19 protein-coding genes are annotated in these 22322 nt (G+C 52.7%); 9 read left to right on the forward strand and 10 right to left on the reverse strand.

Annotated features, from left to right (window positions below):
- The first annotated feature begins 80 nt into the window (after positions 1–80).
- From RHJ80_RS12770 to RHJ80_RS12790, 4 genes are all read left to right on the forward strand, one after another.
- Complete coding sequence (locus tag RHJ80_RS12770; RefSeq protein ID WP_310801158.1) at positions 81–3272, forward strand: efflux RND transporter permease subunit; 3192 nt, start codon at positions 81–83, stop codon at positions 3270–3272.
- A 58-nt stretch (positions 3273–3330) separates the two neighbouring features.
- Positions 3331–4128, forward strand: a complete 798-nt coding sequence (locus tag RHJ80_RS12775) for an ATP-binding cassette domain-containing protein (RefSeq protein ID WP_310801159.1) — start codon at positions 3331–3333, stop codon at positions 4126–4128.
- A gap of 174 nt (positions 4129–4302) precedes the next feature.
- The gene (locus RHJ80_RS12785) at positions 4303–4947 is read left to right on the forward strand and encodes an FHA domain-containing protein (RefSeq protein ID WP_302677331.1); all 645 of its coding nucleotides are present in this window, start codon (positions 4303–4305) and stop codon (positions 4945–4947) included.
- Between the two features lie 42 nt (positions 4948–4989).
- Positions 4990–6408 (forward strand): protein kinase domain-containing protein, encoded by a 1419-nt coding sequence (locus tag RHJ80_RS12790; RefSeq protein WP_310801160.1) that lies wholly within the window; start codon positions 4990–4992, stop codon positions 6406–6408.
- 4 nt (positions 6409–6412) lie between these two features.
- On the opposite strand, the gene RHJ80_RS12795 is transcribed toward RHJ80_RS12790, so the two are convergent.
- The 4 genes from RHJ80_RS12795 to RHJ80_RS12810 all read right to left on the reverse strand — a co-directional run bounded on the left by RHJ80_RS12795 (position 6413) and on the right by RHJ80_RS12810 (position 9100).
- A complete protein-coding gene (locus RHJ80_RS12795) occupies positions 6413–7552 on the reverse strand; it encodes a DUF4335 domain-containing protein (RefSeq protein WP_310801161.1) in 1140 nt (379 codons plus the stop codon).
- Positions 7552–8154 carry a DUF3038 domain-containing protein gene (locus RHJ80_RS12800; protein ID WP_310801162.1) on the reverse strand — a complete coding sequence of 201 codons (603 nt, stop codon included), beginning with the start codon at positions 8152–8154 and terminating at the stop codon, positions 7552–7554. The genes RHJ80_RS12795 and RHJ80_RS12800 overlap by 1 nt, the downstream gene beginning before the upstream one ends.
- Before the next feature lie 9 nt (positions 8155–8163).
- Positions 8164–8367, reverse strand: a complete 204-nt coding sequence (locus RHJ80_RS12805; RefSeq protein WP_149821311.1) for a DUF751 family protein — start codon at positions 8365–8367, stop codon at positions 8164–8166.
- A 94-nt stretch (positions 8368–8461) separates the two neighbouring features.
- Positions 8462–9100: an HD domain-containing protein gene (locus RHJ80_RS12810; protein ID WP_149821309.1), complete on the reverse strand. Its 639-nt coding sequence runs from the start codon at positions 9098–9100 to the stop codon at positions 8462–8464.
- 27 nt (positions 9101–9127) lie between these two features.
- Between RHJ80_RS12810 and RHJ80_RS12815 the strand changes: the two genes are divergently transcribed.
- From RHJ80_RS12815 to RHJ80_RS12825, 3 genes are all read left to right on the forward strand, one after another.
- Positions 9128–9634, forward strand: coding sequence for an SMI1/KNR4 family protein (locus tag RHJ80_RS12815; protein WP_310801163.1), 507 nt, complete (start codon positions 9128–9130; stop codon positions 9632–9634).
- A gap of 133 nt (positions 9635–9767) precedes the next feature.
- A complete protein-coding gene (locus RHJ80_RS12820) occupies positions 9768–11114 on the forward strand; it encodes an AAA family ATPase (RefSeq protein WP_310801164.1) in 1347 nt (448 codons plus the stop codon).
- 3 nt (positions 11115–11117) lie between these two features.
- Positions 11118–11894 carry a hypothetical protein gene (locus tag RHJ80_RS12825; protein WP_310801165.1) on the forward strand — a complete coding sequence of 259 codons (777 nt, stop codon included), beginning with the start codon at positions 11118–11120 and terminating at the stop codon, positions 11892–11894.
- A 193-nt stretch (positions 11895–12087) separates the two neighbouring features.
- Here the strand turns inward: RHJ80_RS12825 and RHJ80_RS12830 are convergent, their stop codons facing one another.
- The 6 genes from RHJ80_RS12830 to RHJ80_RS12855 all read right to left on the reverse strand — a co-directional run bounded on the left by RHJ80_RS12830 (position 12088) and on the right by RHJ80_RS12855 (position 20426).
- The gene (locus RHJ80_RS12830) at positions 12088–12585 is read right to left on the reverse strand and encodes a chemotaxis protein CheW (RefSeq protein ID WP_310801166.1); all 498 of its coding nucleotides are present in this window, start codon (positions 12583–12585) and stop codon (positions 12088–12090) included.
- Positions 12578–15367: a hybrid sensor histidine kinase/response regulator gene (locus RHJ80_RS12835; protein WP_310801167.1), complete on the reverse strand. Its 2790-nt coding sequence runs from the start codon at positions 15365–15367 to the stop codon at positions 12578–12580. Before RHJ80_RS12835 ends, RHJ80_RS12830 begins: the two co-directional genes overlap by 8 nt.
- Before the next feature lie 2 nt (positions 15368–15369).
- Positions 15370–18183, reverse strand: a complete 2814-nt coding sequence (locus RHJ80_RS12840; RefSeq protein ID WP_310801168.1) for a methyl-accepting chemotaxis protein — start codon at positions 18181–18183, stop codon at positions 15370–15372.
- A gap of 33 nt (positions 18184–18216) precedes the next feature.
- The gene (locus tag RHJ80_RS12845; RefSeq protein ID WP_310801169.1) at positions 18217–18759 is read right to left on the reverse strand and encodes a chemotaxis protein CheW; all 543 of its coding nucleotides are present in this window, start codon (positions 18757–18759) and stop codon (positions 18217–18219) included.
- A gap of 2 nt (positions 18760–18761) precedes the next feature.
- Complete coding sequence (locus RHJ80_RS12850; RefSeq protein ID WP_149821479.1) at positions 18762–19124, reverse strand: PleD family two-component system response regulator; 363 nt, start codon at positions 19122–19124, stop codon at positions 18762–18764.
- A 66-nt stretch (positions 19125–19190) separates the two neighbouring features.
- Positions 19191–20426, reverse strand: a complete 1236-nt coding sequence (locus RHJ80_RS12855) for a response regulator (protein WP_310801170.1) — start codon at positions 20424–20426, stop codon at positions 19191–19193.
- A 268-nt stretch (positions 20427–20694) separates the two neighbouring features.
- Between RHJ80_RS12855 and RHJ80_RS12860 the strand changes: the two genes are divergently transcribed.
- Together RHJ80_RS12860 and RHJ80_RS12865 are read left to right on the forward strand one after the other, a co-directional pair.
- Entirely contained in the window at positions 20695–21459 is a 765-nt protein-coding gene (locus RHJ80_RS12860; protein ID WP_310801171.1) for a hypothetical protein, read from the forward strand.
- A gap of 33 nt (positions 21460–21492) precedes the next feature.
- Positions 21493–22299, forward strand: coding sequence for a hypothetical protein (locus RHJ80_RS12865; RefSeq protein WP_310801172.1), 807 nt, complete (start codon positions 21493–21495; stop codon positions 22297–22299).
- The last annotated feature ends 23 nt before the right edge of the window (positions 22300–22322 follow it).

A 22322-nucleotide genomic window follows, 5' to 3' on the forward strand; every position in this document is an offset into this window, starting at 1 on the left:
ACTGACTGGGATGAAAGCTCAGAAACGATTTGTTAGAGTAGCGGTGTCTAAAGGATGACTTGTACACCAGTTAAACTTGTATGACCTCCCCACGGTTTAGTTTTAGCGGCTTGGCGGTGACCCGCCACATCGGCACCCTGATGCTGACCCTGACTGTCATTGTGTTGGCGGTCTTTATTCTCATGCGGCTGCAAGTGGATTTGTTGCCGGCGATTACGTACCCGCGCATTGGGGTACGGCTGGATATTCCGGGCGTGGTGCCTAGTGTTGCTGTTGAGGAGGTGACCAAGCCCCTTGAGGAAGCCCTGAGTCGCACGGAGGGGGTGGTGCAGGTCTATTCCCAAACCCGCGAAGGTCAAGTCAGTATTGATTTATTTTTTGAACCCGGTGGCGATGTCGATCAAGCCTTAAATGAAGCCACTGCTGCTTTTAACCGTGCCCGCAGTAGGTTGCCGGATATTATTGAGTCGCCGCGCCTCTTTAAGTTTGATCCGTCGCAATTGCCGGTCTATGAGTTTGCCCTAACCTCAGAAACCCTCAGTGGCCGTGAGTTACGGGTCTTTGCCGACGAAGATTTGGATCGAGAGCTGAGTGTTGTCCCCGGCGTGGCGGGAGTCGATGTCTCTGGGGGGACAACCGAAGAAGTGCGAATTCTTGTGGATCTGGATCGATTGCAGGCCACGGGGGTGGGGCTAAATCAAGTTTTAACTGCTTTGAGCGATCGCAACCAAGATGTCTCAGGGGGACGCATTCGCGGCCAAACGGCAGAACCCCTAACCCGTACAGTGGGACGGTTTCGCAATGCCGGTGAAATTGAGGAGGTGATGCTGACGGGTGCCAATGGTCAGCGGGTCTATCTGCGGGATGTGGCGCAAGTGGTGGATGGCAGTGCCGAGCAACGGGTATTTGTGACTCTCAATGGCCAACCTGCCGTCAAAGTCAGTATTCTTAAGCAGCCGGAAGCCAATACGGTGGAAGTGGCTGATGGTATCAAGCGCCGTTTAGCCGAGTTACAGGCAGCCAATCTCGTGCCCCGCGATGCGCAGATCATTCCTGTCCTTGATGAGTCGGTTTATATCCGCAACTCCTTGAATAATGTGATCACGGCAGGCCTGACGGGAACCCTGTTGGCGGCGATCGCGGTGCTGCTGTTCCTTGGCTCGGTGCGGCAAACCCTGATTATTTTGCTGGCCATTCCCCTGTCAACGATGGCCGCGATGTTGCTGATGGGGCTATTTAACTTCTCCCTCAATGTGTTTAGCTTGGGTGGACTCGCCCTTGGGGTTGGCATCGTTGTGGATAACGCCATTGTGATGTTGGAAACCTTGGCGGATATTGACCCCCACCACATGAGCCAAGAACAGTACCTTGAGGAGGTAAAACGGCGTAGCCAAGGCATCGAATCAGCGCTTTTGGCCTCTACCCTCACTAACTTGGTCGCTATTTTGCCCTTTTTGTTGCTGGGGGGCTTGATTGCGCTGCTCTTTAATGAGTTGATTCTAACGATTAGTTTTGCGGTTGCCGCATCGCTGCTGGTGGCACTCACGGTCGTGCCGGCCTTGGCCTCCCGCCTTTTGGGGGTGCCGGTGCAAAATCGCCTACGGCAGGTCGCGTTTATTCGCCTTTTTAATGAAAAGTTCCTCTGGCTGACGGGGCGGTATGAATGGGCCTTGGGGCAGGTGCTACGGGCACGCTGGCTGGTGGTGGGGCTGGCGATCGCCCTTCTAGGGGGAGGCAGTTGGCTTTTGGCTCAGCAAATTCCCCAAGAACTGCTGCCGCGCATTAATACGGGTCAAGTCAACCTCATGGCCATTTTTCCACCGGGAACCCCCCTGCCCACCAGTCGGCGGGTCATGGCGGCAGTGGATCAGATGCTGATGGCACAACCGGGCACAGAGGCCGTCTTTACCACAACGGGGGGTGCCCTCTTTGGCACGAATACAATTGCCAATCCGCTGCGAGCTAATAGCAACATCATTCTACGGCGTGGGGTGAATGTGGATCGCTACATTACAGAAGCAACAAAAGCCCTTGATCAACTTAACCTCGTGGGGGTGCGGCTGCGCTTGAGTCCCGGCCAAGTGCGCGGCATTATTCTCACCAACTCACCTGTACGCGGTGCCGATGTGGATGTGATGCTGCGGGGCAGTGATGAGCAGACCCTCAACCGCTTTGGTCGCCAAGTCCTCCAAGTCCTTGATGAAAAGGCCACATTGGTGCGCTTTCGTCCCGATGTAGATCCTCGCCAGCCAGAAATTGCAATTCTGCCGGATTGGGAGCGCGTCAGTGAACTGGGGCTGAATACCCTCAACCTTGGCCAGACGATTCAAACCGCCTTGGAGGGGTTTGTGCCCACCCGCCTGCAACGGGGCGATCGCCTAGTGGATATTCGTGTCCAACTGGACAGTGAAAGCATTCAAACGCCCGCTGACCTGACAACGATTCCCCTTTTTACCGCCAATAACCGTCCCCTCCGCCTTGGGGATGTCGCTCGCATCGAACCCAGTCAAGCCCCCGGTGAAATCCGCCGCATTAACCAGCAGCAGGTCTTTATGCTAGCGGGCAATCTTGTTGAAGGCGCTAGTCTCAGTGCTGCCCTTGCTCAGGTGAATGACATTCTCAACGATCTGGAGTTTCCGCCGGGGGTGTCCCTGATGCCAAGTACGGCGGCTCAAGCCAATCAGCAATTGCAACAGGCCTTAGTGGTCTTGGGTAGTTTGGCGGCCTTTCTCGTGTTTGTGGTCATGGCGGTACAGTACAATTCGCTGCTTGACCCCCTAGTGATTATGTTTACCATTCCCTTGGCCTTGGCCGGTGGCATTTGGGGCTTGTACCTGACACGGACGGCCATTGGCGCCACGGTCATTGTCGGTGCCATTTTGCTTGTGGGGATTGTCGTCAACAATGCCATCATCATGGTGGAGTTGGCGAATGAGATTTACCGACAGGAGGGCTGTAGCCGTAGCCAAGCCATTCGCAAAGCTGCCCCTGCCCGTCTGCGCCCGATTATGATGACCACGATTACAACGGTGGTGGGGATGTTCCCCTTGGCATTAGGGCTAGGTGAAGGCTCAGAATTTTTGCAGCCCCTTGGCATTGTTGTGTTTTCTGGCTTGGCTGTGGCAACACTGCTCACCCTCTTTCTTATTCCCTGTTTTTATGTGATTCTGCACGGCTTTGAGCGTATCGCCCAGCGCAGTCTTCCTGAGCCATTACCAGCACCAGTCGTTCCCCCCACGAGTCCCTCCCCTGAGGAGCTTCAGGAACGCTAAGCTGTAGGCCAACATTACTGTTTAGAGTGGTAGTGACGCCTCTGCCCAAGTCCTGCCGATGACTGCTGTTGACCCGCTTGCCGTTGGCCAACATACTCTCCTTGAGGTACGCCAACTGAGCGTGTTTTACCGCAATCAACCGCTGCTCAGCGATGTCAGCCTCACGATTCAGCCGCGCCAACTGGTGACCTTGATCGGTGCCTCTGGGTCTGGCAAGAGCTTACTGTTAAGCTGTTTGAACCGCTTTATTGAACTTTTTCCGCATCTCCATGTGACTGGCGAAATTCACTATCGGCAGCACGCCCTCAAGGAGTGGCATGCATCGCAACTGCGCTCTCGTATGCCGATGATTTTCAGCAGACCGAGTCTCTTTCCAAAATCAATCTATGAAAATGTCGCCTTTGGTGCTCGGGTGCATGGCTATCAAGGGGATCTCGATGCCCTTGTGCAATCTTCCTTGGAACAGGTGAATCTGTGGCAAACTCTGAAGAATCATTTGGGCGAGCCGGCACTAGAGCTATCCCTAGAGCAGCAACAACGCCTTTGTCTGGCGCGGGCGATCGCCCTGCAACCGGAGATTCTGTTACTGGATGACCCCTGCAGGGGGCTTGATACTACTGCGACCCGCCGCATGGAGGAGTGTCTGTGCCACCTCAAACAAACCTACACCCTGATCATGGCAACCCATCACCTACGACAAGCAGCGCGGATTTCCGACTGGACAGCCTTTTTAGCCCTGCAAACCAATCCTCAGGGACAGACAGTGGGTCAACTGATTGAGTACGCTCCCACGCGCTTACTTTTTCAAAGGCCACAGCATCCCTTAACCTGCGATTATGTCAGTGGTCGTTTCTAATCATTCTCACTGAGCAGCAGTTTGGCAATGAACCCGTATAGAATTGGGGTGTAAAAGCTAACCTAAATATAGAGGCAGCTAGCTTTTTTAGCTTTACTCTGGGAAGTAGAGAGAAACGATGGGTACCTTAATCTTAGGTTGGTTGGATCGGCAGTGGCATAGGACATCATTTCTATGATGATCTGTTCCGAGTGTTTCCATCCCAATCCCGTTGGTGCTGTTCAATGTGAAGCGTGCTTTTCGCCCATGCCCAGTATGACTCCTTGTCCAAATTGCGGTGCCCCAGTTCAACCAGACGCTAGTTTTTGTGGCCAGTGTGGTTTCAATCTGCGTCGCCTTGCCGTCAGTGCACCCCCAATGCCAGAGGTAATGCAACACACAGCCAGTGCTGCACCAACCGTGGAAGCCGTTGCCCATCAAGGCCGCCTGACAACGCTACCCCCGCCGCCCCCACCACCGGCCCATGTCTTCTCCGTTGAGATTGCCACCATTGAAGCCAAGCTGATTCATGTGCAAACTCGCACAGAACTGCAAATTCCCACAGGGCGTCCCGTCATTCATATTGGCAAGCCCAATGATCGGATTCCCCCCGATATTGATGTGGCTGGCTTTCCCAACTCAGAAATTGTCTCCCGTATCCACGCAGATCTGCGGATTGAGGGGAATGCCCACTATATTGAAGATGTGGGAAGTGCTAATGGAACTTACATTAACAATACTCCCCTTTATCCGGGCAATCGTCACCGCCTACAATCGGGCGATCGCATTGCCCTAGGCAAGGGGGATTTAGTCACTTTTATCTATGAACGCATCTCCTAGTTCTTTAGAGTGTATTCAGGTACGAAGAGGCGGTTAGACAACGTGATTACATTGACATTACTCCATCCCGTTCAAGCCACCCCAGTCCAAAGCTGGACCTTTGAGAATGAAAATGTCATCCGTATTGGCCGAGCAGTCGATAATCACGTCGTGCTCTATAGCGCGGTGGTGTCGCGTCACCATGTGGAACTCCGTCGTAATGGCTTGCAATGGGAAGTGGTCAATCTTGGCACCAACGGCACCTATTTGGATGGCAAACGTATTCAACAGGCAACCTTGATGGATGGTGGCATCCTGCGTTTGGCTCGCTCTGGACCCAATATTCAAATTCGCCTCGGTTCTGATCAGCGTCCCGCCACTCCCAATGCCCGCATGGAAACGGTGCCCGAAGGTCGCTTGGTGGATGTTGAGAAGGGCACCTATTCAGGGGAAGAAGAAGCCATCGGTACAGCCGCCGAACCCACCTCCCGTGCTGAAGAAAGCACCCCCACCACCAGTAGTAGCAGTGCCACCGCCCAAGAGGAGGAAGAGGCTGAGTTTGCGGTGACAGGCCAACTACCGGTTCATTTACTCAGCGAGTGGCGTGCTCCCCCCGATTGCCAGCACAACCATGCCCAAGAGAACGATGTTTTTTGCATTGACTGCGGTGTGCCTCTGCGCGTCTGGAAAACCCTCGGCAACTACCAGATTATTCGTGCCCTTGGTCAAAGCAACATTTATTTGGGCTGGCGCAGTGGCTTAACGGCGGTGATTAAGGGACATAGTCTTGCGGCGTCACGCAACGAAATCCGTGCCTTTCAGCGCCAAGCGCGGCAATTGTGCAAAATCGAGCATCCGGTCTTACCCCAGTTTTGGGAGGCCTTTCAGTGCGGCAGCGATTCCTACTTGGTCTCAGAAATGATCTATGGCCAATCCCTAAAACAGCGGATTCAGGATCAAGGGCCAATGAACGTGATTGAGGTCAGTCGTTGGCTGATTCCTGTGTGTGAATTGCTTGAGGTGCTGCACCAGCAAGACCCCCCTGTGTTGCATTTACACATTCGTCCCTCCAATCTCATTCATCCCTACGTTAAACGGGAAACAACAGAACTCGTGCTTGTGGGCTGGGGCAAAGCATCCGTCTTAACCTCTGACTCAGGGACATTTATTGGGACAGTGGGCTATTCGGCGCCAGAACAGCAGGAGGGAAAACCCGAACCCGCTTCCGATCTATTTGCCTTGGGGGCAACGATGGTGTACTTGCTCACGGGCTATGAACCGGAAACCTATTTCCGCTGGGGCACCCGTGAATATCGTCTCTATGCCGAGGACATTCCCCATTTGGATCCACTGATGGTGGATTTAATTAACTGCTTGACCCATCCTGATCTTCGGGAACGCTATCCCAACGCCGCCGAAGTCAAGAAACGCTTGCAGGAAATTGCGACGATTACCCCCGTCGTCTCTTCAAGTGCCTCATAGAACATCAATTTTCACCAAACACTTGCACGCTTCCAGAGGGCATCAACACTAACCGCAGTAAAATCGGGCGATCGCCCCCCAAGGGACTCGCTAGAGGACTTTCCCGCAGTGGAATGGGCGTGCGATCAATAAAGCGAACGGCTGCACCATTGAGGGGCAGCGCTTGAGCAAGGGTGCCATCGGGGTTGAGCACAATGCGGTATTCCAAACTCGTGTCTAAACTAGCCGGTGGGCGCCAACGGTCTTGAAAATAGGTTTTCACCTCCCGCAGGGTGGTTGCAGGGACGGGGGTGGTTTCGGCTGGAGGGGTGATCATTGGGGCAGGTTCAATACCGGCGGGCGCGCGGCCAGCGGGAGCTTGCACCACCACGTTATTTTGATCAGGGGGTTGCGGGGGAGGTGCCTCTTGGGCAACAGGGGGCGGGGGTGGCACGATCGCTGGGGGCGGCATTTCTGGCGGTGAGGGCAGCGGCACAAGGGTAGATGTTTCAGGGGCAGCTGGCGGCGGGCTAGGTAGGGGAGCCAGTTGTGGGGTTTCCGCAGGTTCTGGCAATTCTGGCAAAGGGGATGGCATCGCTAGGGGAGGCAAGTTAGGTTCCTCACGGGTGGCCTCAGAGGAAGTGACGACCATTGAAGCGGGAGGGATGAGCCAGCGTTGGGTAACAAGGGTGAAGGCAGCAACCACACCCACGGCCACCGCTGCACTTTTGACCCAGATTGGGATTTGAGCAACAGTTGATTGGGCGCGCTCCACCAGTTCCGGCAACGGCTCCATCACGGCAGACCAGTCATCAAGAACCGTCACCAAATCGTATAGTTCTGTCAGTTGCAGAAGAATTACCCGCCCATCGGGTAGATGGAGTTCATGTTCGAGGGGCGATCGCGATCGCAGGACAAAGCCCTCTGCGGTTACTTCTGTCGGTATTTGGTGATGACTCAGGAAAGCCTCAATATACTCGTTGACTAGGGTTTTGAGTTGATAGAGCTGGCGATCGTTGCCCTCAAAGCAGAGTTTTTCTCCGACAGCCAGTGTAAAGTGGAGCGATCGCACCGGCGCACGGCGCAGCTTCTGACTGAAGGGCAAAAATTCAGCAGCAACATCCAATTGGCAGGTGGGTTGAGAGTAGCTGAGGGTGGTACTCATTAGACATCGGAATGGGGAAACAGGGTGGGCAATTCAGGAGCTGGTGCAGGTATTGGTTCAGGTTCCACCAACGATAGTGAGGGGGGCGCGGGAGTAGTGCGTTCTAGCAGGGTGATCCAAAGGCGACGTGCCCCTTGGGGCGTACTGTAAAAGAGCAAATCCACGAGTAAATCTAAGGCTAGTTGTGCCAATTCACGACCGTCGCTGCTGTTGTCGGCCATTCGCTCTTGATACAAATTGATGAAGCGGTCAATGTAATCCCCGAGAATGGGTTCTAAGTGGGGCGGGCGACCTTGACTCGTCTGCTGTTGCCAGCGTTCAATGGCGGTGCGGATGGTTTGCTGGTGTTGCTGCGCTAAGCGGGTGCAGATCAAAGCCAAGGCACGGGCTTCATCCACATCCAATTTGCGTCGCCCATTACGACCTCGCCGCAGGGGACTTGATTGCCGCAGTCGCCATAACCCCACGCGATCGGGCAAATAGGCCTCAAACCCCATGGCTTCTGCCAATGCTAGTACCTCTGCCGAACCCACATGAGCCAAGGCTTCGAGACTCAGCAAAATCAGGTCAATTTGTGCCTTGATGGGCAGGGAAGAGGTCATCGTGCCACCTTATGCAGCGGTTAAACCCAACATTGCGCGTAACGTCAATGCCACAAATGTGAGGAGTCCCACCATGAGGCCAATAAGGGCGATCGCGCTCAGCGGACGCTTCAAAAGAGGCACCAATGGCTCAACGACATTCCACACTACGCCCAATAGAACCGTAACAAAATACCGTTGGTAGCGCAGGACATTTTCCCAAAAGCCATCCATTGATTGATGCTCCTAACTTGGTGACGCCAGTGGGCTTGAAATTGCTTTCATGATACTACTCCTGCGGAGACTCTAGGGAAGCACCACCCTTGGCCTATACCATAGGCACATAACTAGACGGCAGCACAAAGCCCTCCCGACTCACAACGGCACGGGTCAGTTCTTGGTAGGTGTGTTGCAACTGCTCTAACAGGCCTAGAGGAATAAGATGAGCACCCTCAAAGGCAGCAATCAACTCGCGGTAGTACCAAAGAACCCCCTCTCGACCCGCCCGAAAACGTGCCCAAACATCACCACCAATGTTGCCATAGTCTCTAAGAATGCACAGTAGGTTGTGCAATTTATCACTGGCGGAGACCAGTTGAGTGTCGCGATCGGCAGTGGTGCCCTGTTGGATGTGTTTGATATAGGCTAGTTTGCGAGTTGCCCAAGGCAATTTTGCATCTCCTTCTAGGGTATTGGCCACTGAATCAGAACAGGCGCGGACAATTGCAGCAACGCGATCGCCATAACGCTCACGAATAGCCTCTAGGGTCAGCAGTCCCCCTTGATCTTCAACAGCATCATGGAGCAAGCTGGCGATCGCCACATCCTCATCGGCACCATACTCAAGGGCGATCATTGATACTGCGACTAAGTGGGAAATATAGGGCACATTTGATCCCTTGCGCGTTTGTTCACGATGCAGAACAGCGGCATACTCCAAAGCATCGAGATAACGTAGAGAGGGCATCTGCTTCACCTCAAGCATCTATTGCTATTGTGCGACAGCTCTTTTCTGAAATGTGGCGTACATGAAGGGGATGCGATTCTCTTCTGTACCAGTTTTCAGAGTTTTGAGTGTCTTTGGCAGCAATACGAACTCGATCAAGACATTGGCCGCAGTTGCCAAGACCCTGATTTCTTTAGCATTTCCTTTTGGAAGAGTCGGGTGGCTTCCCAAGTTATTTTTATCAAAGGGGCGGTGAAACCGTTGATTTATCATCCCCACTGGATTCCAATTACTTGTATGAATGGTGACATTCTGCGATACATTGACCTTGACCCCGCGCCCACAGGGACGATCGGGCAGATGATCGAGGTTTGTGACGAAAACTGTAGCTATGAAGTTCTTGCTAATTCCTTTGAAGAGTTACTCAGTCACGATGCTCAGCAGTTGATCGCAGGTGACTATCAATTCAATCCAGAGTATGAAGAAGTCATGCTTCAAACCCCCAAAAATATACTGGAGTGGGAAATGCCAGACTGGCTGGCACGCTTGGCTTAAGGGAGAATCACCATGCACTTATCATATTTAGATCACATTATAAAAATTTGTTAACAAATTGAATTGCTTATTGTTGTCAAGGATAATTTTGTTGGATGTGCCTCTGAGCGCGCTCCCTGCATAGCGGCTTCCCATGGGTAATGAAGCAAATACGGAACAGAAAATTATCCTACCGTTGCTCAAGCAGTGGGGCTATCAGTCTTCTGAGTATCAAGCCAAACCTCGAATTGGAAAGGGCTACCCTGATTTTTTGGTGACCTTACCGATGGCGGGCGATCGCCCCCTGAACTATCTGATCATTGAGGTGAAACCCCCAGCGCAGTCCCGGCTGACGGGTGGCCAGCAATTGAGGTATTACATGGAAGCAGCGCAGGCTGTTTTTGGGTTACTCACCAATGGCCGAGAATACCACCTTTTGTATCAAAATCCCCTTAGAGAACCACTTCAGCCGGTGACATGTGCTTCAGGGATCCTCGATAAACAAACCATTCAGAAACTGACTAAAATTTTACACCGCTCTGCAGCCGCTGCTCTAGTGACTGCCTTAACCCAGCAAAGGCTCAAAGTCTATCATTATTTTGAAAAGGCACTTGCAAAGAGTTTTTCTATCTCCTCAACCGCTTCTCAGGAGTCACCCATGATTATTACCGTCTTTAATCACAAGGGGGGCGTTGGCAAAACAACGCTAACCCTCAATCTTGGTGCTGCCTTTGCCACGATGGGTAAGCGAGTTCTCTTGATTGATATTGACCCACAGTCCAACTTAACCATTGGCGTCGGCATTAACCCCCTCAAAGATGTAGAAGAGCAAGGCAAGAAGGATATTGCTGACCTATTGCTAGAGCCAAAGGTTGGCCTAGAAGATGTGGTCTATCAAAGAGCTTGGGGCAACCTACACCTTGACATTGTTCCCGCCCACATTCGCCTAGCTGACAAGGAACCCGCACTCATCAGCACGATTGATATTGATCGGGTATTACAACGAAAACTCAAAAATCATGGCTATGACATTGTGCTGATTGATCCACCACCCGCCTTTGGTAAAGTCAATGCCATTGCTTTGATGGCGTCTGATGGGGTACTCATACCGACGCAATTTGCCCCCTATCCTATACGGGCAATAGAGTACGTTCTAGCCCGCCTTGAGGCCATGAGGGATGCCATGGAAACTCCGCCTCGACCCCTTGGAATCGCTGTGAGTATGTATAATCGTACAACATCGGCAGCTAACTATGAGATGAAAGAGAAGTTGTCGAATATTCTTGAAAAAGCAGCCAATGGAAGACAGACCGTGCAAATTCTACCCGAATCAACATGGATTGCACACCGAGTTGTGATGTTGCGAGCCACAGAGTCTCAGCAACCGATATTTAGTAGAAAATTTTATGAAGAATTAGATCGATCAGATAAAGAATCGATTGATGATTTAACGACTTCATTTGAAAATTTAGCTCGCTATCTTTCTACTCAGGCATCATAGAGTATGAGTCACTCCAATCGCATCTCAAAGCACCTCGGCTTACATCAGACACATCAGGGTCAGATTCATATTGATTATCTGACAGTACCAGAGACCTACCCCAAAGACTTATTCTCTGCTTCACCACAACTGATCCGTGAAGACTTAGACAAATATAAAACCAACCTCATCCCCCTCATTATTCGTCCAGTCACTACACCAGAAGGTGAGACAGCGTATGAAGTGGTCTTTGGCAAGGAGATAGTTGAATTTGCCCGTGAATTGGGTATCCATCAATTATGGGCATCAAGAATTGAGCTTGAAGATGAAGAAGTTCTAACCTTCCAAGAAAGATTCAAATCTATCTTGCAAATAAATTCTAAAGATGATGGCTCTTATTCACAAAAATCAGAGAGAAGTAACTTAGTTGATCAAGATTCCCAATCAGCTATGAAATTATTTTCTGAGTTACAGAAGAGCTTAAATGACCAAAATAAGGCTATTGTAAATTTTCTAGAAAAAATTTTCCAAGAATTGGATGATCTGAAAAGAAAATTTAGTGAATTGCAGCAGTATATCTCTAAAGAGACAAAGACTAATCCCAATCCACAAAAATCTGTGCGCATCAACTCCTATAAAAACGCTAAGAATCTTGCCAAGAGTGTTCCGAGGTTAGAGCTTAAAGAAGCCGAAAAAATTATTCAAGAAATTAAACAGGGTAGAAAATTTAAGTCTATTGATGAACTGAAGGCAATCGCACTATCAGGCCGTTGGGATGAAGTTAGCATCTCATTTGGGTAGAGCTTTCTGCAATACAGCCCTTGTAGTTATTGGATAACCCGCGGAGGCATGCAGGGTCAAACTGTTCGATTGATGAAGTGATTCGCAAGTATTGTGCTGGATGATATCTCATTCTGTATTGGAATAGCTATAAAAGTCGGTTTCATACAGCGTGGTCATGGCTGGTGCGCCTCCATCTAGAAATGCAGGCAGGTTATCGCGTTTTTAGGGTGTGCAGAACCTGCTCAATATCAACGATAAAGATCGGGGGTAGCTCCTGATCTTCTTGACTACTGACCATGAGGGAACTGACGTTGTGAATACTCCCCCAGTGGAGATAGTTACTGGGAATGGGATGAATGGCATCCCGTGGAATGCGCTCAATCACGGGGGGTTCTATGAGGGGCAGGCCAAGCCATTCCCCTGCTAAGCGGGGCTGGAGAATGAGCAAAAATTTTAGCTTCTGGGTTTCTGAGGTTGAGAGGGGATCATCAAAGAGACAGCAGCCAATATCAATGACTAGAATTTCGTGATTTTCATAGGTGACAAGGCCAATCCCCCGCTGGTGGGGATCGCCATGAATAGGTGGTAAAGGAATGACCCGATAGGCCTGTGCCATGGGCACGGCAAACTGCTCTTGACGCACGATAAAGGTCAGGAACTGCTCTAAAACAACGGGTTGGCTTTGGCGGCGACGGCGGCTTTTAAGCATGGCGGATCAACTGATCAAGGGTGGCCAAGAGGTCACTTTCGCGGAAGGGTTTGCTAAAGTAGGCAGCTGCCCCTAGACGTTCTGCCAGTTGGCGATGTTTTTGACCCGTGCGGGAGGTGAGCATCATGACGGGGGTGTTTTGGCACTGGGGAATGCGGCGAATTTGAGTGAGGACGCCAAAGCCATCGAGGCGGGGCATTTCAATGTCGCAGATAACAGCGTTGACGTGTAGCCCCCCTTGGAGTTTATCAATGGCTTCCTGACCATCTTTGGCCTGCTCAACCCGATAGCCGGCTTTTTCGAGGGTACTGGCGAGAAAACGCCGCACGTTCACTGAATCATCAACCACAAGGACGGTGTCTTGGCTAGGGGCAACGGGGCTAGCCACAGGGGCATGAGAACTCTCTTGTTCTGACCAATTAAAGAGGGCAAGGGGATCGAGTAGGGGGACAATGCGGCCATTCCCTAAAATTGTGCAGCCACTAAAACCCTTGGGCAGGGCTAATTCGCCTTCGACTTGGCGAATGGTGACTTCCTGCTCGCTCCAATAGCGATCGACCCGCAGGGCAAGGGCACTATCCCCTTGACTGACAATCATCAGGGTTGGTTCGTTAATCGTCGGTGCGCCCTCCATTTCCACGGGACGATAGGGGCGCTGAAAGTGGAAAATCTGGGTGAGGTCAATTACAGGAATGAGATAGCCTTCCCAGTCAATTAGGGTTGAGCCAAGGGTTTCGATGGGCGGGTAGCGATCGCCCAGCACCATTTCCTCGATTTCTTCGGTGGGTACCGCCAAGAGCATGCCAGCGGCCTCCACCAAGAGCACCCGTACCACTGAGAGGGTGTAGGGAATTGTAATTATAAATCGCGTGCCTTGGCCAGGGGTACTGTGGATCTGGATGTCCCCACGAATTTGCCGCAGATTGGTGCGCACTACATCCATGCCAACACCGCGCCCGGAGAGGCTGGTCACCTGTGAGGCCGTTGAAAAGCCCGGCTCAAAAATCAGTTGCCAAAGGTCGCGATCGCTCGCGGTTTCCAACCAGTCGCGGGCTAAGCCCAATCGCCGTGCCGTTTGCCGAATTTTCTCTGGATTTAGGCCTCGGCCATCATCCGCCACAGTAATAACGGTTTGGTTGCCGCGATAGGCCGCCTTTAGGGTAATGGTTCCCGCTGCGGGCTTACCAAGGGCTTGGCGTTCCTCTGCGGGTTCTATTCCGTGATCAAAGGCATTGCGGACAAGGTGCAAGAGGGGATCCGCCAACACACTCAACACCGTGCGGTCAATGAGAACGTGGCTGCCCTCAATCTCTAAGTTGACATTTTTACCATGCTCGCGACTCAATTCGCGGATTAGGCGAGGATAGCGGTTGGCCAGATCCGCAAAGGGGCGCATCCGCACTTGGGTAAACCGAGCTTGAAGTTGCTTGGCGGTGCGGTTGAGATCACGGCCAGTGCGTTCGGTGTCCTCTAGGCTCAATTCCAAATCGCTGGTGATTTCCTGCACTTGGACAATGGTTTCCATCACCTCTTGGGAGAGCAGATGCACATCGGTATAGCGATCGAACTCGAGAACATCGAAGCCATGCTGATTTTGGGGATTAAAGTGATGGGGGGCACTGACACGGTCATACTCTGTGCGCAGGCGAAAGTTGGCACGCTCAAGGGCACGCACTTTTTGCTTGAGACCCACTAGCAGATCATGGAGGCGTTCCCGTTGTAAATCCAGACCATTACACTCAATGAGCAATTCCCCGATCAGATCACTCAGTTGATCCAACTGATGCCCCGGCACCCGCACGGTCATTTCCTTGGGTTCTTGGGGCTGGGGAGTTACTGGGGTGGTCTCAGCCTCTGGCGCAGGGGAAGGGGCTGCTGTAGGGGTGGGTGGGGGGGACAATAAATCACCTAAGGAGAAGGTCTCCACTTCAGCACTGGCAAAGTCCTCGACCCCTAATTCTTGATTGAGGTTGGCCAGCGGTAAATCAATAATGGTTTGATCCTCGTCCTCTTCTTCGTCAGCGGTTTCCGGGATTTCCAAGCGGGTGGGCAGAGCCTCCAGTTGACCAGTCATCACGAGGGCTTGACAGCGGCGCCATTGCTGCACAATGTGGGCACCCGCTGCGCTGACATCACAGTTGGGTTGCTCCAGATAGGCACTGACGGAGGCACAAAACTCAGCAAATTGAGGCAGTTCGAGCATTTGTCCGAGGCCTTCCAGTTCTTGGGCGGCGATCGCCAGCTCCTCTCTGAGGCAAGGTTGGCCGGGGGTGTCCAGAACAGTTTCCAAGCGTTGTAGGCAGGCTTCCACCTCGGTTTCAAAGAGAACCACCCGCATCTGCTGGCCATCATCGCCACTGAGGAGCGTCAAATCATCCTCCGCCGTGGGATCGCCCAAGCGTCCGTGCAACTCATTCAAAAGTGGCTCGACTTGGGTGCGCCACCAGCCCTCATTGGGGTTCACGCCTTGGCGATGGAGGGTAATGACTGCTTGCAGTTGATCCACTGCTTTGAGCAGGAGGTGTTGCACTTCGACATCGTCGCAGGGGCGCGATTTCAAGACCTTGAAGAAATCCTCAAGGCGATGCGCCAGTTCACTGAGGGACATAAAGCCCATCATCGCTGCCCCCCCTTTAATGGAGTGAGCCGCCCGCAGTACAGCATCAATCATCCCCGGCTGGTGGGAGAGTTCCAGTATCCCTGCTTCAATCGTTTGCAGGTAGTCCTGCGCCTCTTCCAAAAACTGGAGGCGAATCGTTTCCTCGACGCCGGGTTCGGGCATGGTTATCCCTCAGCAGTCACCTTAAAGATGTTGACGGAGTTTTGTAGCTCCTGAGCCATATCCACAGTAGCTTGCAGAGACTCGGAAATCTGTTTGGAGGTTGCCGACATCCCCTCTGAGACTTTGGCGAAATCGCGCATCAGCGTGTTCACCGTATTGGCGGTGCGGGCTTGGGAGACGGTGGCTTGGGAAATGGACTGCACCAACTCGTCAATGTGCTGCGACACCTGCACAATTTCTTGGAGATTCTGCTTGGTTACCTCCACAAGGCGGGTGCCTTCAACCACCTGAGCCGTACCTGTTTCCATGGCACTCACCACCTCATGGGTTTCCTGCTGAATTGTTTCTACGATGTGCTCAATTTCGCGAGTTGCCGCTGCCGATCGCGCCGCTAGTTCACCCACCTCTTCGGCAACCACGGCAAAGCCGCGGCCTTCTTCACCGGCACGAGCCGCCTCAATACTGGCATTGATGGCCAAGAGGTTGGTTTGTAGGGCAATCTGGTTAATCAGCGAAATCACCTTGGAAATCTGTTGCGAGGATTCGCCCAAGCGTTTCACCTTTTTGGCGGTTTCGGCCACGGTTTCCCGCAGGTGGAGAATGCTATCAACGGTGGCATCCATCGTTTCACCACTGGTCACGGCTCGCTCTGAAGCTTTGCGGGCCACTTCTGCCGCTTCGTTGGCGCTGTTGGCCACGGATTCAATGGAGGTGGACATGGCCTCAACCGCTTCCAGCATCCGCTTCACTTTCTTGGCTTGCCGCAGCGATTCTTCTGCCAGCTCAGTCATGGCTGTCTCATCCGCCAAGAGGGCGGTGTTCACTTTTTCCGTGGTGGCTTTCACTTGCACCACCACGTCCCGCAGACTCTCAATGAGGGAGTTGAAGATGTCGGCAACGGTACCAATTTCATCGGCGGTGATGTCGGCCCGTACCGTCAGATCCCCTTGGGAGGCCGCCTCGACTTCGGTGAGCAGGTTAATCAACTGCATTTGAATGCGTTCCGTACGCTGCTGTTGCTCCTGGGCAAGGCGTTCTGCTTCTTTTTGGGCAGCGGTGGTCTGCTCAAGGAATTTGCTGCGCTCCAGCACCAGTCCGGCTTGGTTGGCCAACTGGAGGAAAGCATCAATTTCGGGCTGCTGCCACTGACGCGGCTCACTGCACTGGTGGGCAATTAAAAGCGCGACCAGTTTTTTCTCCACCAACACGGGAACGACTAAGTTGGCTCGCACCTTCAGGGGAGCAAGTTGTTTGAGGTGGCACTCCGTCAGACCCGCGTTGAGAATGTCTGCTGTGGCTTGCACGCGCCCTTTGGTGTAGGCATCAACCCAATTTTGACGGAAGCAGGGATCGTCAATCACCTGTTCGAGGGCTTGAGGCCAGCCGACGGCTACAGACTCGGCAACGACTTTGCCGACATAGTTCTCGTCAAATTCATAGAAGATCACGCGATCGCACCCCAAAAGATGGCGCCCCTCATTGACCAGATTATCGAGAATTTGCTGGCGATCGCTCTGCTGGGTTAAATGGAAAATACTATCGCGCAATTGTTGTGCCCGCCGAGCCGCCTGTTGGGCTTCAGTGAGGGACTGTTCTAGCCGTTCAGCCATCTGGTTAATCGTGCGGTTGAGGGTTGCCAGTTCATCATCCCCCTCCACCGGCAGACGGGTTTGGAGATCTCCTTCACCAATTTTCGTCACCGCCTTGGTGGCTCGCAGCAGGGGTTGAATCTCGCGATCGCTGAGGTAGATGGCGATCGCCCCCGCCACAATTGCCGTCACCACCACCCCCGAAAGGAGTGTCCATGTCAGGTTTTGTAGGGGTTTAAGGGCATAGTCTTGGCCGGTGCCGAGGACAAGGGAGGCAAAGGGTTGAGAAACAGTAGTGTAGCTGAGAACTTGGGACTCGCCATCAGAGCGGCGCCGTTCTGTTAGCGTACTTGCTGAGGTATTGTCCCTAGACTGAGCCAGTTTGGGAAAGACTTCCTCTAGGGATTTACCCTGCAATGCTGGAATAGAGGCAGCAAAGATCGTTCCCCCCGGCTCTACGAGGTAAAAACTCTGCTGCTGAGCGCGATCATAGGTTTTCAGAAATTGCTGAATACTGCTTTTGGGTACCCGCAACCGCAGCACCGCTATAATTTGCTGGTTTTGAGGATTAATCAGCGGTACCGCTAAAAACATCCCCAAGGGGCGTTCTGGCAGTGACAGCGTTGGCTCAACGGTTAAAACCGCGCCCCGCGTTTGGATCGCGAGCTTAAAGTACTCTTGATTTTGGAGAATATTGTTGGCGAGACGATTTCCCGCTGAGGATTGAGCAATAACCGTTCCTTGGCCATTGTTGGCAATGATCGCGGCGCTGTCATAGGCCACGTAAGCATCAAGGAACTGATCGAGAACGGCTTGCAGTTGGGCGCGATCGCGCTGCTGAATTTCACTGCTATAACGATTATTCAAAACCGAAGCCAAGACGCGCGCATCCCCTCGGCGATCGCGCAGATAGTTATCAAATTGGAGTGCAGCACTACTGGCTTCCTGCTGCTGGAGTTGCAAGACCTGCTCCATCAGTTGTTGACGCGCCACTTCATTTGCCGCCAAGCCCACACCAATCATCGGCAGTGTTGCAAGGGCAACGGCACTGGTAATCAGTTTCGGACGTAAGCCCCAAAATTTGCGGGGTGGGGGGGGTGGGGATGCAGGTTGCTCAGGGGATTTGCCGTTGGTTGTGGCTTTTTCCTCCTCTAGGGGAGGGAGTTGGTAGTTCAATACCGACGGTGGCAAGGGAGGAATATCAAGGGAGGGTTTGGCAGTGGTCATTGTTGGCACATCCTAACAGCATTAACAGCAGGGCTATCCGACATCAACAGCAAGAACACTTGAGCAAGACCTTTCGGCGATCGCTGCCCCATCAAGGATAAAGAACAACTCCTCTCCTAAGCGACAGCAGCCCTTGAGGTAGGGAACCAGCGCCGCGCTCACTGTACCCACAGGCGATTGAATGGCTCCCTCGGGAAGACGGACGATCCCCTGTACCTCCTTGAGCGCCAATCCTAGGTATCCCTTGGGGGTGTGCAGCAACGCGATCGTCAACACCGAAATATCCGCACCCAGTGGCTCCAAGTTGAGCAAGTGGGCTAAATCCAGCACCCAAACAATGCGGTTACGAAAGTTCAGCAGTCCCATCACCACTGCGGCCATATTAGGAATCACCGTGAGCTGTTGCGGTGGGATCACCAACACCTGCTGAATCTCAGTCATCGGCAGCAATGCCGTTAATTGGTCGTGGATAACCAAACGCAAATAGGGCGCCCCTTGGGGGCGATCGCGTAGTGTACTCTTTGGGTAATCGCCCCGCCCCTCACCATCCTTCAACCAAGGTGCTGCCCCAAGCATCGCTACACCACCACCGACTTCAGTGCCCGCAGTAGATCCTCACGGCTGAAGGGCTTCGTGACATAGGCATCTGCCCCCTGCTTCATTGCCCAAAGGCGGTCTAGCTCTTGGTTTTTCGACGTGCAGACAACAATGGGGAGCTTTTCTGTTTCCGGATTTTTCTTGAGACTGCGGCAAAGTTCAAAGCCGCTCATCCCTGGCATCACCACATCCGTCACCACCACATCGGGCTTGTACTGCGTGACTTTTTCTAGAGCCTCCTTGGCATCGGTGGCCGCAATGACGGTATAGCCAGAGTCCTTAAGAAACGAGGTAATCAGTGCCATTTCCGAGGGGGTATCTTCCACCACTAAAACCGTCGTCATGTCATCTCCCAAATGTCAATTCAAATAATCGATTACTGTCAATATACTGCCCACAGGTTGCCTGTACTACGTCAAGTACTGAAACACCATTTTTAAGAGTTCCGCCTGAGTAAAGGGCTTGGTCATATAGTCCGTCGCTCCCACGAGGCGAGCCTTGGCGCGGTCAATGAGGCCCGTGTTACCCGTGACCATAATGATCGGCACTGACTTAAAGCGTTCATGGTTGCGAATGACTTTACAAAACTTATAACCATCAATGTTGGGCATCCCCACGTCCAGCAGGATCAGATCTGGATTGAGGCGCATCACCTCCATCAGGGCTTTTACAGAATCATTGAGGGCAATGACTTCAAAGGCATCATCCGCCAAAAACCGCTTAATTTCATTGAGCATGGTCGGACTATCGTCAATGCAGATGATCCGATAGGTACGGTTTGGCACTTTTGAGGTAAAAAAGCCACTGCCCAAATCGCCACTCTCCTCTGTAACGGTGGGTGTGGTTTCCTGCCACAAACTGGCATCAAAACTGGGCAGCAAATCAAAGGGGTGTTGCGGCTCACGAACGACTACGGCTCCTTTATCAATCAAGGGTAAGAGGCTACGCACCAAGGCAATTTCATTTTGGTTCATGAGCACGGCCAAGTGGCGGAAGCTAAACCCCCGCAACATCGACCCCAAGCGTTGCTGCTGCTCTGGGGTTAAATTGACTTGCGCACCACTAAAGAAGTAGGGGCGCTGAAAAGGCGAGACAATTTTGTGGCCAAGGCTGAGCCACTGCTGAATTCGGGATTTGCACTGCTGAATCAGTCGGGTGGCGTCAAAGCGGCTGACAATTGGCACTTCAACATAGGGCACAAGTTGATGGTGACCGCTCTTGAGATATAAGAACGACTCTAGGACTTCAACGATCAGCCCCTCGACTAGGCGGCTGAAGTGCTCTGGGGTAATGATGTCTTGAGTAAGCAACCAGCGCAGACTCTCATATTCATAGATCGGGGTGGGGGTGTTGGCCTGTTCCCATTGCCGTCGGACTTGGGCACGTAACTCGCGATCGAGGGCAGGAACACTTTGGCTGAGTTGCCGCAAATGGCGCTCAAAGCGATCGCCCGGTTCAATCGTGTGGGTAGCATAGACAATACTTCCCTGATCAAAGTAGAGAAACCACTGCTGCCCTTGAACGCTCACCCTGAAGCAACCTGTGCCTCCTGAAGTGCTGAGTTGCTGGAGTAATCGTTCCGGCTGAAGCGTTTCTGTAAACTGTGGTGTTCCCCCGCCACTAAAACCGCGATCTGATGTCATCATATTAACCTCCAAGCTGCTACCCCCACCGAAGTTTCGTCCTACTCCGGCAGCAGCCAGCGATATTTGACAATAAAACCAATTGAGATGTTTTCCTCTCCTTAAAGTGAGAGATGTGCTTCAGAATACTGGTGTGTTGATTATATTAAGCGGTATCGGCGAAAAAATGAAAGAAAACTTCAGAAAAGTTAATGACCTTCACAAAGGATAGTAAAGCAGATCCGTTGTCTCAAAAATAATGATGCCTCTCCTCTCTGAACCATAATTATCTATGACCTCTACACTTGAAGAAAAGCTACGGACGGCGTTCTCGCCAGAACAGGCGCACCTACTGGCGGAAGTGATCCGTGAGGCCTATGACGACTTGGTGAAGGCCAAAGACTTTAACGAACTAAAGGCGATTGTCGCGGATCTGGCTCAAGCCCAGAAGCGCACGGAAGAACGGCTCGAAGAACTCGCGGCAGCTCAGAAGCGGACTGAGGAACGAGTTGAAGAACTCGCGGCAGCCCAGAAGCGGACGGAAGAACGGGTGGATCAACTGACCGTTACCGTTGCCGAACTGGCACAAGCCCAGAAGCGCACCGAAGAACGAGTGGATCAACTGGCGGCAGCCCAAGAGCGCACCGAGAGAGCAGTGAAACAACTCGCACGCCAAGTGGGTGGACTTAGTGAAGCCTTGGGTGGGTCGCTGGAAGACCTCGCCCTTGAGGTGGTGCCCGAAATTCTGGAATATCGCTGGGGCATGGAAATTGAGTTCTGTGACCGCGACACCCTCCCCCTGCGCAATGGGGAGTATGAATTTGATTTAGTGATTCGGGGTCAGGTGGCAGGGCGACCAATCCTGGTACTCGGGGAAGTGAAAAGTAACATCACCGAATCAGAGGTGGAGCGATTTTTGAATCTTGTCGCTCAGGTGGAAGCGCCCGAGCAGGTTCGTCCCCTCTTTTTTGGCTATCGCGTTGAGCGTGCAGCTAAAGCGTTGATTCGCGATCGCAACGCGGTAATGGTCACCACACGCGGCAGGTACTTTCCCTAAGTAGAATGGGGATATGACCGATCAACACTGACAATGACCTCTGCACTTGAAGAAAAGCTACGGACGGCATTCTCACCAGAACAAGCGCACCTACTGGCGGAAGTGATCCGTGAGGCCTATGACGACTTGGTGAAGGCCAAAGACTTCAATGAACTGAAAGTAATTGTGGCCGATCTGGCTCAAGCCCAGAAGCGCACGGAAGAACGGGTCGATCAACTGACTGTCACCGTTGCAGAACTGGCTCAAGCGCAGAAGCGGACGGAAGAACGGGTAGAAGAATTGGCGGCAGCGCAGAAGCGGACTGAGGAACGAGTTGAAGAACTCGCGCAAGCTCAAAAACGAACGGAAGAACGGCTCGAAGAACTGGCGGCAGCTCAGAAACGAACAGAAGAACGAGTGGATCAACTGGCGGCAGCCCAAGAGCGCACCGAGAGAGCAGTGAAACAACTCGCACGCCAAGTGGGTGGACTCAGTGAAGCCTTGGGTGGGTCGCTGGAAGACCTCGCCCTTGAGGTGGTGCCCGAGATTCTGGAATATCGCTGGGGCATGGAAATTGAGTTCTGTGACCGCGACACCCTCCCCCTGCGCAATGGGGAGTATGAATTTGATTTAGTGATTCGGGGTCAGGTGGCAGGGCGACCAATCTTGGTACTCGGGGAAGTGAAAAGTAACATCACCGAATCAGAGGTGGAGCGATTTTTGAATCTTGTCGCTCAGGTGGCAGCGCCCGAGGAGATTCGCCCCCTCTTCTTTGGCTATCGCGTTGAGCGTGCAGCTAAAGCGTTGATTCGCGATCGCAACGCGGTAATGGTCACCACACGCGGCAAGTACTTTCCCTAGAATGGGAATATGGCTAATCAGCA

The sequence above is a fragment of the Thermosynechococcus sp. QS41 genome, from assembly GCF_031583515.1.
GTDB lineage: Bacteria > Cyanobacteriota > Cyanobacteriia > Thermosynechococcales > Thermosynechococcaceae > Thermosynechococcus.

Bases quoted from the DNA above. Each gene is read 5' to 3' on its own strand.
- RHJ80_RS12770 (WP_310801158.1), top strand. From the start codon at position 81: ATGACCTCCCCACGGTTTAGTTTTAGCGGCTTGGCGGTGACCCGCCAC.
- RHJ80_RS12775 (WP_310801159.1), top strand. From the start codon at position 3,331: ATGACTGCTGTTGACCCGCTTGCCGTTGGCCAACATACTCTCCTTGAG.
- RHJ80_RS12785 (WP_302677331.1), top strand. From the start codon at position 4,303: ATGATGATCTGTTCCGAGTGTTTCCATCCCAATCCCGTTGGTGCTGTT.
- RHJ80_RS12795 (WP_310801161.1), bottom strand. From the start codon at position 7,552: ATGAGTACCACCCTCAGCTACTCTCAACCCACCTGCCAATTGGATGTT.
- RHJ80_RS12800 (WP_310801162.1), bottom strand. From the start codon at position 8,154: ATGACCTCTTCCCTGCCCATCAAGGCACAAATTGACCTGATTTTGCTG.
- RHJ80_RS12805 (WP_149821311.1), bottom strand. From the start codon at position 8,367: ATGGATGGCTTTTGGGAAAATGTCCTGCGCTACCAACGGTATTTTGTT.
- RHJ80_RS12810 (WP_149821309.1), bottom strand. From the start codon at position 9,100: ATGCCCTCTCTACGTTATCTCGATGCTTTGGAGTATGCCGCTGTTCTG.
- RHJ80_RS12820 (WP_310801164.1), top strand. From the start codon at position 9,768: ATGGGTAATGAAGCAAATACGGAACAGAAAATTATCCTACCGTTGCTC.
- RHJ80_RS12825 (WP_310801165.1), top strand. From the start codon at position 11,118: ATGAGTCACTCCAATCGCATCTCAAAGCACCTCGGCTTACATCAGACA.
- RHJ80_RS12830 (WP_310801166.1), bottom strand. From the start codon at position 12,585: ATGCTTAAAAGCCGCCGTCGCCGCCAAAGCCAACCCGTTGTTTTAGAG.
- RHJ80_RS12835 (WP_310801167.1), bottom strand. From the start codon at position 15,367: ATGCCCGAACCCGGCGTCGAGGAAACGATTCGCCTCCAGTTTTTGGAA.
- RHJ80_RS12840 (WP_310801168.1), bottom strand. From the start codon at position 18,183: ATGACCACTGCCAAACCCTCCCTTGATATTCCTCCCTTGCCACCGTCG.
- RHJ80_RS12845 (WP_310801169.1), bottom strand. From the start codon at position 18,759: ATGCTTGGGGCAGCACCTTGGTTGAAGGATGGTGAGGGGCGGGGCGAT.
- RHJ80_RS12850 (WP_149821479.1), bottom strand. From the start codon at position 19,124: ATGACGACGGTTTTAGTGGTGGAAGATACCCCCTCGGAAATGGCACTG.
- RHJ80_RS12855 (WP_310801170.1), bottom strand. From the start codon at position 20,426: ATGATGACATCAGATCGCGGTTTTAGTGGCGGGGGAACACCACAGTTT.
- RHJ80_RS12860 (WP_310801171.1), top strand. From the start codon at position 20,695: ATGACCTCTACACTTGAAGAAAAGCTACGGACGGCGTTCTCGCCAGAA.
- RHJ80_RS12865 (WP_310801172.1), top strand. From the start codon at position 21,493: ATGACCTCTGCACTTGAAGAAAAGCTACGGACGGCATTCTCACCAGAA.